Genomic DNA, 16,585 nt, shown 5'->3' with positions numbered 1-16,585 from the left:
CTGATTCGGGCCTCTTCGCGAGCAAGCTCGCTCCCACGGAGTACGAATGAAAAAGCCCCGCACGGCGAACCGTGCGGGGCTTCCTGTACCGCCAGGAAAATTACAGGCCGGCAGCGGAACGCAGAGCGTCGGCGCGGTCGGTTTTTTCCCAGGTGAACGTGGAGAAGGTGTCTTCGCCAACAGTCTTGGTCTGCGGAGCACGACCGAAGTGGCCGTAGGCTGCGGTTTCCTGGTACATCGGGTGCAGCAGGTCGAGCATGGTGGTGATCGCGTATGGACGCAGGTCAAACACTTCGCGGACCAGTTTGATGATCTTGTCATCGCTGATCTTGCCGGTGCCGAAGGTGTTCAGCGAGATCGAGGTAGGCTGGGCCACGCCGATCGCGTAGGAAACCTGAATCTCGCAACGCTCGGCCAGGCCGGCAGCGACGATGTTCTTGGCAACATAACGGCCAGCGTAGGCAGCCGAACGGTCAACCTTGGATGGATCTTTACCGGAGAACGCGCCGCCGCCGTGACGAGCCATGCCGCCGTAGCTGTCGACGATGATCTTGCGACCGGTCAGGCCGCAGTCACCCACCGGGCCGCCAATGATGAACTGGCCGGTCGGGTTGATGTGGAACTGGGTGTCCTTGCTCAGCAGTTCGGCAGGCAGCACGTGCTTGACGATCAGCTCCATCACGCCTTCGCGCAGGTCGTTGTACGACACTTCAGGATTGTGCTGGGTCGACAGCACCACGGCGTCGATGCCGACAACCTTGCCGCCTTCGTAACGGCAGGTCACTTGCGACTTGGCGTCCGGGCGCAGCCAAGGCAGCAGACCCGACTTGCGGGCTTCGGCCTGACGCTGCACCAGTTGGTGCGAGAAGGTGATCGGTGCTGGCATCAGCACGTCGGTTTCGTTGCTGGCGTAGCCGAACATCAGGCCCTGGTCGCCGGCGCCCTGATCTTCAGGCTTGGCACGGTCAACACCCTGGTTGATGTCAGGGGACTGCTTGCCGATGATGTTCATCACGCCGCAGGTCGCGCCGTCGAAGCCAACGTCGGAGCTGGTGTAGCCGATGTCGCAAATCACGTCACGAACGATCTGCTCCAGGTCGACCCAGGCGCTGGTGGTCACTTCACCGGCAACGATGGCCACGCCAGTCTTGACCAGGGTTTCCACCGCAACGCGTGCGTGCTTGTCCTGGGCGATGATGGCGTCCAGCACTGCATCGGAAATCTGGTCGGCGATTTTGTCCGGATGTCCTTCAGACACGGACTCGGAGGTGAAGAGGGAGTATTCGCTCATCTCGATGTTTTCCTGAATTTACCGATGGTGAGTGTCGCCAGCCGGTCGCTGAAAATGGCGGACCTGGATCTGGAAACCATTACGTAAGCCTACATAGAGGCTTTCCCCGGGAACGAGTCCCGCAGCGGTGGCCCAACGGGCCAGATCGTCCTGTTCAAACCCCAACCACAGATCACCGCAGGCCTCCCTGGCCCAACTCTGGTTGTGGCTACATAACTCTGTCACGAGCAGGCTACCGCCCGGTTGCAGCAGGCTGGCCATGTGCTTGAGCGCTTCGGCCGGCGCGGCGAAATGGTGCAACACCATGTTCAACACCACGCAATCGGCCTGAAGGCTCACGCCATTCAATGCATCGGCCAATTGCAGGCTGACGTTAGCCAGCTGTTCACGTTCACATACCTGACGGGCCAGTTCGAGCATCGCCGCGCTGTTGTCCAGTGCGGTTACGGTGCCGAAGCGGCGCGCCAGTTCCGGCAGGAATGCACCATCGCCGGGGCCGACTTCAATGGCCGTGGCTGCGCCATTGAAATTCAGTTTGTCGAGCAGGGCCAGCACGCTTTCACGGTACTGCGGCAGGCCGGCAATCAAATCCTGCTGGGCGCGGAATTTCTCCGCGACCCGGGCAAAAAAGTCCTGGCTGTTGGCAGCGCGTTGCCCGTGAACCTGTGCGATCCGGGTTTCCACGTCGGCCGGCAGCGCCAGATTGTCGACTTCTTCTAACAATGCAGCGTGCAACTTGCCGCCCAGCAACTCGGTGTGGGGCAGGGCGCGGCGATAGAAAACCGCATTGCCTTCGCGGCGAGTCGCCACCAGATCCGCCTGCGCCAGCACTTTAAGGTGATGGCTCATGCCGGACTGGCCGATATCGAAAATCTGCGCCAGTTCCAGAACGCCGAACGAGTCGTTGGCCAGGGCGCGCAATACATTCAGCCGCAGTGGATCGCCGCCGGCCTTGCACAGGGCCGCCAGCTCGTCGCAATCGTCATGGCGAATGGAAGGCACACGTAAGTTCATAGGGCTGGCAGTCTAGTGACGGCCGGAAGGCATCGCAAGGTCTATATCAAAAAGTTTTGATATTGCTCGATGGATGGCGCATTCGATTGCACTTCTCACCGTCCGGTCAACTCTACAAACGAACAGCGGAAAGGTTTCACCTGCCGAAACCGATGTTATCCATTGGAAAAACGCCTCCGGATGACTATCTGTCATTGCCCCGAGGCGCTCGGGTGAGGGAAAATGCCCTCCTTTTTTCCGTTTCAATCTATTCACACCCAGGAGATCAGCGATGCCTAGCCGTCGTGAGCGTGCCAACGCCATTCGTGCCCTCAGCATGGATGCCGTGCAAAAAGCCAACAGCGGCCATCCCGGTGCCCCCATGGGTATGGCAGATATCGCCGAAGTGCTTTGGCGCGACTACCTCAAGCACAACCCGAGCAATCCATCGTTCGCCGACCGTGACCGCTTCGTGCTGTCCAACGGCCACGGCTCGATGTTGATCTACTCGCTGCTGCACCTGACCGGTTACGACCTGTCGATCGACGACCTGAAACAGTTCCGTCAATTGCACAGCCGCACCCCCGGCCATCCGGAATTCGGTTACACCCCGGGCGTTGAAACCACCACCGGCCCGTTGGGTCAGGGTCTGGCCAACGCCGTGGGCTTCGCCCTGGCAGAAAAGGTACTGGGCGCCCAGTTCAACCGTCCCGGCCACAACATCGTCGACCACCACACCTACGTGTTCCTGGGTGATGGCTGCATGATGGAAGGCATTTCCCACGAAGTCGCTTCCCTGGCCGGCACTCTGGGCCTGGGCAAGCTGATCGCCTTCTACGATGACAACGGCATCTCCATCGACGGCGAAGTCGAAGGCTGGTTCACCGACGACACGCCGAAGCGCTTCGAATCGTACAACTGGCAAGTGATCCGCAATGTCGACGGTCACGATCCGGAAGAGATCAAGACCGCCATCGAGACCGCTCGCAAAAGCCCGCTGCCGACCCTGATCTGCTGCAAGACCACCATCGGTTTCGGTTCGCCGAACAAGCAAGGCAAGGAAGATTGCCACGGCGCCCCGCTGGGTGACGCGGAAATCGCCCTGACCCGTCAGGCGCTGAACTGGAACCACGGCCCGTTCGAAATCCCGGCCGACATCTATGCCGAGTGGGACGCCAAGGAAAAAGGCCGCGCTGTCGAAGCCGAGTGGGATCAGCGTTTCGCTGCTTACTCCGCCGCATTCCCGACCGAAGCCAATGAACTGATCCGTCGCCTGAGCGGCGAGCTGCCGGCCGACTTCTCCGAGAAGGCTGACGCCTACATCGCCGACGTTGCGGCCAAAGGCGAAACCATCGCCAGCCGTAAAGCCAGCCAGAACACCTTGAACGCGTTCGGCCCGCTGCTGCCGGAAGTGCTGGGCGGTTCGGCCGACCTGGCCGGTTCCAACCTGACCCTGTGGAAAGGCTGCAAAGGCGTCAGCGCCGAAGACGCCAGCGGCAACTACATGTACTACGGCGTGCGCGAATTCGGCATGACCGCCATCATGAACGGCGTTGCCCTGCACGGCGGTCTGGTGCCTTACGGCGCGACCTTCCTGATGTTCATGGAGTACGCCCGCAACGCCGTGCGCATGTCCGCTCTGATGAAGCAGCGTGTCATCCACGTCTACACCCACGACTCCATCGGTCTGGGCGAAGACGGCCCGACGCACCAGCCGATCGAGCAACTGACCAGCCTGCGCAGCACGCCGAACCTCGACACCTGGCGTCCAGCCGATGCCGTTGAATCGGCCGTGGCCTGGAAAAACGCCCTGGAGCGCAAGGACGGCCCGTCGGCGCTGATCTTCTCGCGTCAGAACCTGCAGCACCAAACCCGTGATGCCGGCCAGATCGCCAACATCAGCCGTGGCGGTTATGTACTGAAGGACTGCGCAGGCGAGCCTGAGCTGATCCTGATCGCCACCGGTTCGGAAGTCGGTCTGGCCGTTCAGGCCTACGACAAACTGACCGAGCAAGGCCGCAAGGTGCGCGTGGTTTCCATGCCATGCACCAGCGCGTTCGATGCTCAGGACGCCAGCTACAAGCAATCGGTCCTGCCGTTGCAGGTTGGCGCGCGTATCGCGATCGAAGCGGCACACGCCGACTTCTGGTTCAAGTACGTGGGTCTGGAAGGTCGCGTGATCGGCATGACCACCTACGGCGAATCGGCTCCGGCTTCGGCACTGTTCGAAGAGTTCGGCTTCACCCTGGAAAACATCCTGGGTCAGGCTGAAGAGCTGCTGGAAGACTGATCCAGAATAGGTGTCGCCTGAACTGACGCCATCGCGAGCAAGCTCGCTCCCACAGGGGATTTGTTGTGTGACACAAATAGTGTTTGCAACATAGGCCCCATGTGGGAGCGAGCTTGCTCGCGATAGCGATGGTTCAGGCGCCATCGCATCAACGGATACACCACGGTAATCGAGAACCCCATGCCTCAACCGCGTCCCTACAAAGTTGCACTCAACGGCTACGGCCGGATTGGTCGTTGCGTCTTGCGTGCGTTGTTCGAGCGAGGCGAGAAGGCAGGGTTTGAAATTGTCGCGATCAACGACCTGGCCGACATGGCCAGCATCGAATACCTGACACGCTTCGACTCCACTCACGGCCGGTTTCCCGGCGAAGTGAGGGTCGACGGCGATTGTCTGCATATTAATGGCGGCTGCGTGAAGGTCCTGCGCAGTGCCACCCCCGAAGGCATCGATTGGGCGTCGGTGGGCGTCGATCTGGTGCTCGAATGCTCCGGCGCCTGGCACACCCGCGCAGACGGCCAGCGTTTCCTCGACGCTGGCGCGCCGCGTGTGCTGTTTTCGCAGCCGATGGCCAGCGAGGCGGATGTCGACGCCACCATCGTCTACGGCGTCAATCAGGATTGCCTGACCGGCGATGAATTGCTGGTGTCCAACGCCTCCTGCACCACCAACTGTGGCGTGCCGCTATTGCGTCTGCTGGATCAGGCAGTCGGCCTGGATTATGTGTCGATCACCACGATTCACTCGGCGATGAACGATCAGCCGGTGATCGATGCCTATCACCACGAAGACCTGCGCCGCACCCGTTCGGCGTTCCAGTCGGTGATCCCGGTTTCCACGGGGCTGGCGCGAGGTATCGAGCGCCTGCTGCCGGAACTTGCCGGGCGAATCCAGGCCAAAGCCGTACGCGTGCCGACGGTCAACGTGTCCTGCCTCGACATCACGATGCAGACCGCGAGCGATACCGACGCCGGCGAGGTCAACCGGATCCTGCGCGAGGCTGCCACCAGCGGCCCGCTCAAAGGTCTGTTGGCCTACACCGAGCTGCCCCACGCAAGTTGTGATTTCAACCATGACCCACATTCGGCCATCGTCGATGCCAGTCAGACCCGCGTTTCCGGCCCCCGGCTGGTGAACATCCTGGCCTGGTTCGACAACGAATGGGGTTTTGCCAACCGAATGCTGGATGTTGCAGAACACTATCTGCAGACAGCGACTTCAAAAAAACCGTAGGAAGTGCGACCCATGACCGTGTTGAAGATGTCCGACCTCGATCTGCAAGGTAAGCGCGTATTGATCCGCGAAGACCTCAACGTCCCAGTCAAGGACGGTGTTGTCACCAGCGATGCGCGTATCCTGGCTTCGCTGCCGACCATCAAGCTGGCCCTGGAAAAAGGCGCGGCCGTGATGGTTTGCTCGCACCTGGGTCGTCCGACCGAAGGCGAGTTCTCCGCCGAGAACAGCCTCAAGCCGGTCGCCGACTACCTGAGCAAGGCGCTGGGTCGTGAAGTGCCGCTGGTAGCTGATTACCTGGGCGGCGTTGACGTCAAGGCCGGCGACATCGTGCTGTTCGAAAACGTGCGCTTCAACAAGGGCGAGAAAAAGAACGCCGACGACCTGGCTCAGCAATACGCCGCCCTTTGCGACGTGTTCGTGATGGACGCTTTCGGCACCGCTCACCGCGCCGAAGGCTCGACCCACGGCGTTGCCAAGTTCGCCAAAGTCGCTGCTGCCGGCCCGCTGCTGGCCGCTGAGCTCGACGCACTGGGCAAAGCCCTCGGCTCCCCTGCCAAGCCGATGGCGGCCATCGTTGCCGGCTCCAAGGTCTCCACCAAACTCGACGTGCTGAACAGCCTGAGCCAGATCTGCGATCAACTGATCGTCGGCGGCGGCATCGCCAACACCTTCCTGGCTGCAGCCGGTCACCCGGTCGGCAAGTCGCTGTATGAGCCGGACCTGCTGGACACCGCCCGTGCCATCGCCGCCAAAGTCAGCGTCCCGCTGCCGGTGGACGTAGTGGTTGCCAAGGAATTCGCTGAAAGCGCCGAAGCGACCGTGAAGCTGATCGCTGACGTCGCTGCCGACGACATGATCCTCGACATCGGCCCGCAAACCGCGGCCAACTTTGCCCAACTGCTGAAGTCGTCGAAAACCATTCTGTGGAACGGCCCGGTCGGCGTGTTCGAATTCGACCAGTTCGGCAACGGCACCAAAGTGCTGGCCGAAGCCATCGCCGAAAGCGCGGCGTTCTCGATTGCCGGCGGTGGCGACACCCTGGCCGCCATCGATAAATATGGCGTGGCAGAAAAGATCTCCTACATTTCCACCGGTGGTGGCGCGTTTCTCGAATTCGTCGAAGGCAAGGTGCTGCCGGCCGTTGAAGTCCTGGAAAGCCGGGCCAAGGCCTGAGGCCGCCCGTTTGGCCAGGCAAAGGAGTGTTCAGATGGTCAAGTCGTTAGCGCTGTTGTTGCTGACCGGTACATTGGCAGCCTGCGGGAGTAACCCGAAGGCTGCGCCGGAGCCGGCACCCGGCGAGGCACAGAAGGGCTGCTACCAGGCCGACTGGCAGGCCGAAACCAACCCGGTGCTGAACAAGCGCTCGGGGCCGGACGGTCTGGACAAATACGAGACGCAAACCCCGGCCAAGGAACATGGTTGTCCTTGACCGGTCTGACTCTTTACTCAAGTCCGGCGGCGTGCGCTGCCGGTCGAGGAACACGGATGAAAGGTTTGATCGCCGTTGCGGCACTGGGCTTGTTGGGTGGTTGTGCGCAGTGGAACCCGTTCCAGTCGTCCGCTCCTGTGGATAACTGGACCACCTGGACCTGCGACAGCCAGGCCAAGGTGCTGTGGCGTTACACCGACGCCGGCCAGAAGGCAGTCGATGTGCGACTGGGCGGTGGCGATCAGGTCTATCGCCTGAAAGAAGAGCCGGGCGCCTCGGGCACGTTGTACAGCGACGACATGCTGGCGTTTCACATCAAAGGTAATGAAGGCCTGGTCTACTGGGTCGCTACCAATGATCTGATCGGCCGGGGCTGCAAAGCCCAATAACACAGAATTTGCTTTATCGAATCACCAGGCCGGGCCTCAACCCCCGATCTGCAATCACTTGAATAGCCGCCGCCGCTCCGGCAGGCTGGCACGATTAACGACCCAAACCGGGAGAGAGACACACAATGGCACTTATCAGCATGCGCCAGATGCTGGACCACGCAGCCGAGTTCGGCTACGGCGTTCCAGCCTTCAACGTCAACAACCTTGAGCAGATGCGCGCCATCATGGAAGCCGCTGACAAGACTGACTCCCCGGTGATCGTCCAGGCTTCGGCCGGCGCTCGCAAATACGCCGGCGCCCCGTTCCTGCGTCACCTGATCCTGGCCGCGATCGAAGAATTCCCGCACATCCCGGTGTGCATGCACCAGGACCACGGCACCAGCCCTGACGTCTGCCAGCGCTCGATCCAGCTGGGCTTCAGCTCGGTGATGATGGACGGCTCCCTCGGCGAAGACGGCAAGACTCCGACCGACTACGAATACAACGTCCGCGTGACCCAACAAACTGTCGCCATGGCTCACGCCTGCGGCGTTTCGGTTGAGGGCGAGCTGGGCTGCCTGGGTTCGCTGGAAACCGGCATGGCCGGTGAAGAAGACGGCATCGGCGCCGAAGGCGTTCTGGATCACAGCCAGATGCTGACCGACCCGGAAGAAGCCGCTGACTTCGTCAAGAAGACCCAAGTTGATGCCCTGGCCATCGCTATCGGCACCAGCCACGGCGCCTACAAGTTCACCAAGCCGCCTACCGGTGACGTGCTGGCGATCGACCGCATCAAGGAAATCCACAAGCGCATTCCGAACACCCACCTGGTGATGCACGGTTCCTCGTCGGTTCCGCAAGAGTGGCTGGCGATCATCAACCAGTACGGCGGCGACATCAAAGAAACCTACGGCGTACCGGTTGAAGAAATCGTCGAAGGCATCAAGCACGGCGTGCGCAAGGTCAACATCGACACCGACCTGCGTCTGGCATCCACCGGCGCCATGCGTCGCCTGATGGCCACCAACCCGAGCGAATTCGACCCGCGTAAATTCTTCGGCGAAACCGTGAAGGCGATGCGCGACGTATGTATCGCTCGTTACGAAGCTTTCGGTACTGCCGGCAATGCTTCGAAGATCAAGCCGATCTCGCTGGAAAGCATGTATCAGCGTTATCTGAAGGGTGAGTTGAACGCCAAGGTCAATTGAGACTGGGTGTTGAGCTGATTGAATAAAAAATCCGCCGAGAGGCGGATTTTTTATGGGCGACGATATTCTTGGGCCATGAGGTTATCCAAAAGTAAGAGCAAACGGCGCTGCTGTTTGCTCAATGGCATGATAAATAAATCTGTCCCCATAAGTTCTTGTTTCGCTGTCCCCATAAGCTCTTCATAGTTCTCTAGAGCTCTTGGAGTCGTCGGTTGGCTTATGCAGGGCGGTATGTATATCTTTTTACCTTGACGGTTTCAGTTGACTCCTCAATTGTTTCTTGCGCTTCGAAGGTAAATTTCAATGCATAAGTAGTTGAGTCGCTTCTAACATAGCCTTGTTGTAATTGTTGTCCGTTTGAACCCTCCACGTACCCGGGATTATTGTAGCGATCCCAAATCCACGGAGTGCTATCAGGTTCAGGAGGGATATAGGGTTTAACAGTAATTGGTTTTGGGTCGGCGGGTGGGAAACTAGGTATGCTTACGGTTTCTGCGATTCCCGGATAGATATTTGGGGAGTCAGGCTGCGGGTTGAAAGCTGCTGGCTTTGAGCCAACATAATCAAGTATATGATAATCAAAATTGTCTAGCTGCAGTGCAGTGATATCAGTCTTTCTAATAGTTTCTAATATGCCTGCTGTATTCTTTACTTTTACGCTTGCGCCGTCTATCGATTCGATGGTGCCGTCGACCAATTTGTTTTTTTTTGTGATCGCGGTGAATTTGTCGCCAGTGCGCAGGTGCACCTGGCGTTGTACGTTTTGTGTTGTACTCATGTCAGTTACTCCAGGTTTCTTGGTGTGATGGTGTTAAAGTGACCGATAACAGATTTATTTATTCTGCAGATGAACTCATTGGTTTGGTGTGTATGGCAAATTTATAAATTACGCCCCCTCAATTTTTCACTTTGGTATTCAATGATCCGGTTTTCTAAGGTTTCTGGATCGTGAAGAAAAGAGACTGCATGACATAAACAGTGTTGTTCACTGCGTCTGTCACAGAGCCATAGCACTCGATCAGGCCGTTATCCAGTTTGTCCATGGCTGGAATGCCCATGAAAATCCTTACATCGGTATTGTTGAAGTTGCTGGGTAGTGTCAGCTGGTTGATGAATGAGTTTGCAGTTATGCCTGTGGTTGTGTTGTCTGCATAAAAGTCTACGACCATGCCGGGTATGAAAGGAATGGATGTTGGAAGCAAAAAATTACAGCCGCCCAGAAATTGATACTTGCCGTAAGGTTTGTTGTACAAGGTATAGGCGACGTTATTGGTGTCTCTTGGTTTTACACCCATGATGGGTTCCGCTCTTTCAGTTGTTGTGTCTGAATAGAAATGGGCAAATGGTTCTTTAACTACAACGTATTGGGTGGCCATGGAGAGCTTCCTTTTTTAGTTAAGGTGGTCACGCTGTCTTTCAATGCTTGAGGAAAGATGAGGGGCTTTTTATGGGGGCGGATTCATATGTTAAATAAATCTGTCCCCTTAAAGTCACTTAAAGTCATTTTGCCGAAACAAGCTATACGGTTTGTTGTAGAGCGTGTAGGCAACATTGTTCATATCCTTGGGGTCGAAACCTATTTTTCGTTCTGCTGGAATATTGCTATCGGAGTAAAAAACTAGAGGTGCAGGAGAAACGATGTACTTAGCCATGTGAAGTGCCTCCGTTGGCTGGTGAGTATTTTGCGGTGTATAAAAATCGAATGGTCTACATGGAAGGAAAAAGGGGAAGATTTATTTGTTGATAAATAAATCCGTCCCCTTTTTCTCCCCTTTTTTCTATTTTTTTAAGCTCACCTTTCTGATCTTTCAAGGTTTCACTGGGTCACCGTACCTATAATCTCCCCATGGCGTTGCAGGATGACCAAGAGAAGCAGTGGCAGCAGCGTAAATCGCCTGACACCTCCAGCAAACGCAAAGGTTCGAGTGCCAACTTGTTTGTTGCCCAGGATAATCAGGGACATTCCAAGCGTGCTCTGGGCGTGGAACTAAGGGTGGCTCACCGTCATCCCAATTAGTGCTCCCGGCACCGGGCGTTCCCCAAAATGCAATCAAGCCGCCTGAGACTGCACCATTACCATTCCTTGGATAAGCAGTGAGCGTTTGCGTACCAACTGAAAGTTGGTTTTTAGGCGGTTCTTTGAAACTTATTTTTGTAAGGAGTGTTGTATTCCTGAATAGGTAGGGTTTCAGTTTGCTTGGAGCACTATTAGGTGCGGCAATTAAAGAGGTTGCGGTCTGGTCGATTCCAATTATTCGCATGTCGAAAAGTGCTGACCCGTCGTGGGTGAAGTTGATAGTGTCGCCAATTTTGTATTGCAAACCTTCGCCCTGGGAGTGAAAGATAGTCATTCTGTTCTCCATCATCTTTTGATGTTTTAAAAAGTTAACTCGCTATTTTTTTGTGGCTGCTTGCCACTCAACGTAGCTCTCTCGGTATAGTTCAATGTCAGAGATTTCCTCGGTAATACTTGTTCCGTCGAGACGTGTGGCGTAAATTTTTCTGTTAATCATATCTATGTTGTCTAATACGACTGTTTCGCTTGTGCCGTCAGGTCTTCTAATCCAGCATTTCGCGCCCCTACCTATAGAGTCGAATGGGAAAAGCACAAATGGAACTGACCGCTGGGTTGATATTGTTGGTGTGGAAGTGCTCATGGTTTGATTCTCCGTTTGGTTGTTGGGGGGATATAGCTTGATAGGGAAGATTTGTGATTTTGTATATGGCGGTTTTTATATGCTCTGCGATCGTGTGTGTCTTATCCTACTAGTTAAAAATTTCTGTCTGGCCCAACTTGGTACGTTTCGTTGTTCTTGGGTTATGGCTGTTGTATGGTAATGATCGCTGGAGAGGATTATGTAAATCCTGTTGTTCGCTGTATCAGTCACCGAGCCGTAGCATTCAATATCTCCAGTGTCCAGTATTCTCATGGCCGGCATTCCAGCAAAAACTTTAAGCGGTTGAGGTCCTAATATTTGACGGTTATGTGAGAACAAATTGGCAGGGTTGTTGGTCATGATGTTGTCACCATATGCATCGGGTGTTTGGCCAACTTGTAAAGGGATTGAAGGGTCAATAGCCAAGTTGAATTCACCTAGCCTCTGGAATTGCCCATAGGGTTTTCCATATAGTGTATAAGCGGCGTTTTGGGAAAACTTAGTGTCAATGCCGATAGTTTTTTCGGCAGGAATTGTAGAGTCCGAATAAAAAAACGTTGTAGCTGAAGTCACTATGTATGTCGGTTGTGCCATGATTTATGGCTCCTAAACTATTAAGCTTCATGCGGGCGTACCTATTGAGTCGCGCCGCTGTCGAGTGGAAAATGGTGCGTAGGGTTTTTATGATTGTCTGGATATATTTTTCCATTGTTACGTTGTCGATATAGAGAGACAAGTCCCCAGCCATTGGTGTGTTGGCGGGGAGTTTTATGCTGATACCGGATAGGCGCTGGTAAGACGCATAAGGTAGTCCGTGAATCTGGTAGACAACATTTTGAGGGTCTTTCATATTAACCCCGAATGGTGACTTTAGTGGGTGCTGTACAGCGTCGCTGTAATAAAGAGTTACTCCTGGAAGTACGACGTACTTGGCCATGATGCTCTCTCTTGGTTACTCGAGGTTTGTTGGCTTTGGTGTCAATAGTGTGAGTTGTTTTTCTGGTTTTTCTAACTGTCAAATATGACAGTTTTTTATATCAATTACTTATTTGTTCAAAATCGAATAGTTATATGTCGATACTGGTTTTTTGCGACGTATTAAGAAGGTGACGGATTTATTGTTGGCAGTTTTTCGGTACTGCGCGAAGAAAACCCGCCTATGGCGGGTTCTGTGGTAGATGAGTTACCTCAGCCAGTTGCTGATTAAGTTTTTGGCTCCACGTGGTCCAGCGCCTGATTCACCGCCAGTTCTCCAAGCATCACCAGTTGCGCAATGCCTATCGCAGTCTTGCGGTCGGCGGGAGGGAGGGTGGCGGCGAAGTTGTTGAGCATTTCGCTGGCGGAGCCGAGGGTTTCGCTGGCGTTGGCCAGGAGGGATTCGGTGTTGTAGGCGGGGTTGGCGAAGTACATGGGGTCGGGTTCGTTGACCGTGGCCATGATACGGGCGCCGGGGCAGAGGTAGTGGTCGAGGGCGCGTTCGGCGGCTTCGTTGAGTTTTTTGGGGTCGAGGGAATCGTAGGGGGAGGCCGGATCGGTTTCTGGCGGGTTAGGCGTAGGTTTGAACATAAGCTGAAAACTCCTGTAAGGAGCTGCCGGTCCTTCCCTACTAAAAGAAGGGTGGCAGCTGTGCGCAGGTTAGTAGACCGGGGAGTATTCAGCATTAACCGGCGCGCCGAAGCGCCCTGCGCACAGCCACCATCACAGTCAGACTGGAATGTCTGATGGACAGCGCGTTGCACGTAGCTGAAAACACCACAGGCTACTAAACCCGATCACTGCGAATCAGTGACCCGAATCAAGTTACCGACGGCCCTCCAGGCGCACAAGCCGGCGGATTCTGGCGTACCGGTAGGCAGCGACGCAAGCCGTTGTAGGCTTCAGGACGTAACGCGAACCGTCTTTAAACAACAGCCTTAAACGTGTGCGCCACCGCTATTTATTGTGATCGATATCCAGCTTGCTGAACGTCACCTGCCCGCCCTCGCTGGTGTACCCGGTGTTGTCCTGCACATACACGCCCGCCTTGAAATACAGCGGCTTGTTGCGCCACGTCGCGCTGATCTGCGAGTCCCACTGATACCCGGCCGCACTCACACCCAGTGCGCCGCCGGGGCTCAGGTGAATGAGGTAGTTGAACTCGCGATTGAGTTTGATCCCGGTGGCGAGGGTGATGACGCGGCTTTCGTCCTGATCCGGATGGGTGCGCAGTTTGATCACCAGGTTGCCGGTTTCGGTTTTGTCCTTGTACTGGTACTCAAGCTTGAGCATCGGCTTCTGGCTTTCATAGGCATGGATCTGCCCGATGACGATCTTGCCGGAGCTGGGCACCTTGTTGACCGAGAGGGTCGCGCGCAGCAGGTTGTCGGCGTTCGGGTAATACCAGTTGCGCAGGGTGCCGTTGCTGTAGGTTTCACGAAGTTCGGTACGCGGGTAGATGGCGTTTTCGGTTTTCGAGCCGGTCACCGGGGACCAGAAGAACAGGGTGCCGGTGTCGGAATGGAAGTACTGATCCTTGAAGCCGTTCACCAGTCTGGAGGTTTCGACGGTGTAGGGCGGGCTGCCAACGGGAACGCTGAGGTTCCAGGTTGCGAGGTCGATCATGTCGGTTCTTCCACTCTGTTGCAGTTGTACGCGCGTGCCAGATGCTCTAGCCCGCGGTTCTTGGGGGCGGCCTTTATAAGCGTAGTGGGATTTTTTGTTAACGGCCGTCTGGCGGATGATTGGCGTCAACAACCTGTCGAAATGCCATGTTTCCCGGTTTTCGAGGGCTTCAGCGGTGACCGTTAGTCGGCTGCCTATCGGTTTGGTTAAATGATGGCTGGATGACAGCTATTGCTTTTACAGATCCCGGACTAGAGTGAACGCTCAGTGACTGTACGGTTTTCACGAGAAAACGCCGGAACACTGATCCGAGATGCCCCGACACAAGATGTCCCGACAAGAGAAGCAGCATGGAATGCGCGCAACCCCAGCCAGGTGAAGGCAGCTCAGTCCTTTTGATCGTTGATGATTACCCTGAAAATCTGATCAGCATGCGCGCATTGTTGCAGCGCCAGGACTGGCAGGTTATGACCGCAGCTTCCGGTTTCGAAGCCCTCAGTTTGCTGCTCGAACACGACGTCGATCTGGTGCTGCTGGATGTGCAGATGCCGGGCATGGACGGTTTTGAAGTCGCGCGTCTGATGCGCGGCAGCCAGCGCACGCGCCTGACCCCGATCATTTTCCTCACCGCCAACGAGCAGTCCCAGGACGCCGTGATCAAGGGCTATGCCAGCGGTGCGGTGGATTACCTGTTCAAACCGTTCGATCCGCAGATTCTCAAACCCAAAGTCCAGGCGTTGCTGGAACATCAACGCAATCGCCGGGCGTTGCAGCGCCTGAGTCAGGATCTGGAGTCGGCGCGGGCCTTCAATGCGTCGGTGCTGGATAACGCTGCCGAAGGGATTCTGGTACTGGGCGAGGAGGGTCTGATCCGCTTCGCCAACCCGGCGATTTCCCGGCTGCTCAATGCACCGGTAAAGGAATTGGAAGGGCAGGAGTTTCTCGATTTCCTGCAGAAACCGCACATTCCGCTGTGGGTCGATTCCGAGTTTTATGCCAGTTACAAACGCGGCGAGACGTTGCGCTTACACGACGCGTTGCTGCGTACCGCACCAGGCCAGCAGGTGCCGGTGGCCTTGTCTTGCGCAGCGTTGCCGAGTGAACAGCACGCGATGGTGGTGACGGTCCTGGACATGTCGGTGGTGCGCCATCTGCATCAACAGCTGGAATTTCAAGCGGTCACTGATCCGCTGACCGGGCTGCTCAATCGTCGGGGTTTCTACCAGACTGTGGAAAACCTGTTGCTGCGCGGCGAGCGCACGGACAGCAGCTGGGTGCTGATGTACCTCGATCTCGACGGCTTCAAAAGGGTCAACGATTCCCTCGGGCATGATGCCGGGGACCGGGTGTTGCGCTGGGTCTCCGAACAACTGAAAGCCTGCCTGCGGCCGTTCGACATTCTGGCGCGGATGGGCGGCGATGAATTCACCGCGCTGCTGGATCTGGAATTCCCCGAACAAGCGGCGAAGATCGCCGAGAAACTCATCGAGCGGGTGTCGATCTGTCAGCAGATCGAAGGCCTCGATATTGCTTTGGGCGCGAGCATCGGCATCGCCACCTACCCGGATTGCGGCAACAACCTCGACGGTTTGATGCGCGCCTCGGACATCGCCATGTACGAGGCCAAGCGTGCCGGGCGTCAGCAATATCGCTTTTACGATCATGAAATGAACGGCCGCGCGCGCTCGCGGCTGATGCTGGAAGAGAGCGTGCGCAATGCCATCGAAAACCGCGATTTCAATCTGGTGTACCAGCCGCAGGTGGCGATTGGCGATGGCCGGATTCGCGGTTTCGAGGCGTTGCTGCGCTGGCAGCACCCGAGCGTCGGCGACGTGCCGCCGGGGTTGTTCCTGCCGTTGCTGGAAGAGGCGACGCTGATCAGCCGGCTCGGCAGCTGGATCTATCATCGCAGCGCCGGGCAGCGTAAGGCGTGGGAGGCCGAGTTCTCAGGAGATCTGGTGATCGGCGTGAGCCTGAGCAACACCCAGTTCGGCCTGCCTAATCTGGTCACCGAATTGCGTCAGGTGCTGGAGCGCCATGGTTTGCAGCCGCACCAGATGGAAGTGGAAGTGACCGAAGAGGCGCTGACGATCAACCCGGACGAGACCCGCAAACAGCTGAAGCTGCTGCGCAATCTCGGGGTGCGGGTGGCGCTGGACGATTTCGGTTCCGGGTCCTGCTCGCTGGCGCATCTGCGCGATCTGGAACTGGATACCCTCAAACTCGATCGGCACCTGATCGCCCGATTGCCGGACTCGTCTCGCGACGCTTCGCTGGTGCGCACGGTCATCGACTTATGCAAGGAATACGGCTTGCTGGTGATTGCCGAAGGCGTGGAAACCGTCGAGCAATATCAGTGGCTGCAAGCTCATGGTTGCGAGTACGTGCAGGGCTTCCTGGTGGCGCGGCCGTTGGTCGCCGAGGACACCGCACGCTTTACCGAGCCGTTCGACTGGAGCGCGTTGGCCGGTTGAATTCGCTACACTGGCGGCCTTTTCATGATCTGTGC

Annotated in this window: 16 protein-coding genes; 7 read left to right on the top strand and 9 right to left on the bottom strand. The window is 56.7% G+C overall.

The features are described from left to right. Nucleotides 1-100: 100 nt before the first annotated feature. Complete coding sequence (gene metK, locus CAF73_RS12980) at nucleotides 101-1,291, bottom strand: methionine adenosyltransferase (RefSeq protein ID WP_011336330.1); 1,191 nt, start codon at nucleotides 1,289-1,291, stop codon at nucleotides 101-103. Nucleotides 1,292-1,309: 18 nt separating this feature from the next. Next, entirely contained in the window at nucleotides 1,310-2,305 is a 996-nt protein-coding gene (locus CAF73_RS12975; protein WP_007959700.1) for a metalloregulator ArsR/SmtB family transcription factor, read from the bottom strand. A 271-nt stretch (nucleotides 2,306-2,576) separates the two neighbouring features. On the opposite strand from CAF73_RS12975, the gene tkt reads away from it, so the two are divergent. The 6 genes from tkt (at nucleotide 2,577) to fba (ending at nucleotide 8,818) form a co-directional block, all read left to right on the top strand. Then, nucleotides 2,577-4,574, top strand: a complete 1,998-nt coding sequence (gene tkt, locus CAF73_RS12970) for a transketolase (protein ID WP_085702884.1) — start codon at nucleotides 2,577-2,579, stop codon at nucleotides 4,572-4,574. Nucleotides 4,575-4,754: 180 nt separating this feature from the next. After that, complete coding sequence (gene epd / locus CAF73_RS12965) at nucleotides 4,755-5,807, top strand: erythrose-4-phosphate dehydrogenase (protein ID WP_085702883.1); 1,053 nt, start codon at nucleotides 4,755-4,757, stop codon at nucleotides 5,805-5,807. Nucleotides 5,808-5,819: 12 nt separating this feature from the next. Then, nucleotides 5,820-6,983: a phosphoglycerate kinase gene (locus CAF73_RS12960; RefSeq protein ID WP_085702882.1), complete on the top strand. Its 1,164-nt coding sequence runs from the start codon at nucleotides 5,820-5,822 to the stop codon at nucleotides 6,981-6,983. A 34-nt stretch (nucleotides 6,984-7,017) separates the two neighbouring features. Beyond that, complete coding sequence (locus tag CAF73_RS12955) at nucleotides 7,018-7,239, top strand: hypothetical protein (protein ID WP_085697808.1); 222 nt, start codon at nucleotides 7,018-7,020, stop codon at nucleotides 7,237-7,239. Between the two features lie 56 nt (nucleotides 7,240-7,295). Further along, nucleotides 7,296-7,628 carry an MliC family protein gene (locus CAF73_RS12950; RefSeq protein ID WP_085697807.1) on the top strand — a complete coding sequence of 111 codons (333 nt, stop codon included), beginning with the start codon at nucleotides 7,296-7,298 and terminating at the stop codon, nucleotides 7,626-7,628. A gap of 125 nt (nucleotides 7,629-7,753) precedes the next feature. Further along, nucleotides 7,754-8,818, top strand: a complete 1,065-nt coding sequence (gene fba, locus CAF73_RS12945; RefSeq protein ID WP_007959708.1) for a class II fructose-bisphosphate aldolase — start codon at nucleotides 7,754-7,756, stop codon at nucleotides 8,816-8,818. 217 nt (nucleotides 8,819-9,035) lie between these two features. Here the strand turns inward: fba and CAF73_RS29785 are convergent, their stop codons facing one another. The 7 genes from CAF73_RS29785 to CAF73_RS12925 all read right to left on the bottom strand — a co-directional run bounded on the left by CAF73_RS29785 (nucleotide 9,036) and on the right by CAF73_RS12925 (nucleotide 14,076). Further along, a complete protein-coding gene (locus CAF73_RS29785) occupies nucleotides 9,036-9,596 on the bottom strand; it encodes a hypothetical protein (protein WP_139832587.1) in 561 nt (186 codons plus the stop codon). Nucleotides 9,597-9,750: 154 nt separating this feature from the next. Continuing rightward, nucleotides 9,751-10,194, bottom strand: coding sequence for a hypothetical protein (locus CAF73_RS12940; protein WP_085697806.1), 444 nt, complete (start codon nucleotides 10,192-10,194; stop codon nucleotides 9,751-9,753). A 114-nt stretch (nucleotides 10,195-10,308) separates the two neighbouring features. Further along, complete coding sequence (locus CAF73_RS30170; protein WP_170929723.1) at nucleotides 10,309-10,470, bottom strand: hypothetical protein; 162 nt, start codon at nucleotides 10,468-10,470, stop codon at nucleotides 10,309-10,311. Between the two features lie 156 nt (nucleotides 10,471-10,626). Further along, nucleotides 10,627-11,169: a hypothetical protein gene (locus tag CAF73_RS29780; RefSeq protein ID WP_139832586.1), complete on the bottom strand. Its 543-nt coding sequence runs from the start codon at nucleotides 11,167-11,169 to the stop codon at nucleotides 10,627-10,629. 811 nt (nucleotides 11,170-11,980) lie between these two features. Beyond that, the gene (locus tag CAF73_RS12935) at nucleotides 11,981-12,412 is read right to left on the bottom strand and encodes a hypothetical protein (RefSeq protein WP_085697805.1); all 432 of its coding nucleotides are present in this window, start codon (nucleotides 12,410-12,412) and stop codon (nucleotides 11,981-11,983) included. Between the two features lie 266 nt (nucleotides 12,413-12,678). Beyond that, entirely contained in the window at nucleotides 12,679-13,041 is a 363-nt protein-coding gene (locus CAF73_RS12930; protein WP_085697804.1) for a DUF6124 family protein, read from the bottom strand. Between the two features lie 366 nt (nucleotides 13,042-13,407). Next, nucleotides 13,408-14,076, bottom strand: coding sequence for a polysaccharide lyase family 7 protein (locus CAF73_RS12925; protein ID WP_085702881.1), 669 nt, complete (start codon nucleotides 14,074-14,076; stop codon nucleotides 13,408-13,410). 350 nt (nucleotides 14,077-14,426) lie between these two features. Between CAF73_RS12925 and CAF73_RS12920 the strand changes: the two genes are divergently transcribed. Continuing rightward, nucleotides 14,427-16,550: a bifunctional diguanylate cyclase/phosphodiesterase gene (locus CAF73_RS12920; protein WP_085702880.1), complete on the top strand. Its 2,124-nt coding sequence runs from the start codon at nucleotides 14,427-14,429 to the stop codon at nucleotides 16,548-16,550. The last annotated feature ends 35 nt before the right edge of the window (nucleotides 16,551-16,585 follow it).

Source organism: Pseudomonas sp. B15(2017) (genome assembly GCF_002113215.1).
Classification (GTDB): Bacteria; Pseudomonadota; Gammaproteobacteria; order Pseudomonadales; family Pseudomonadaceae; genus Aquipseudomonas.
Note: the sequence above shows the minus strand (reverse complement) of the source record. Positions and strands in the feature narration are given on the sequence as shown.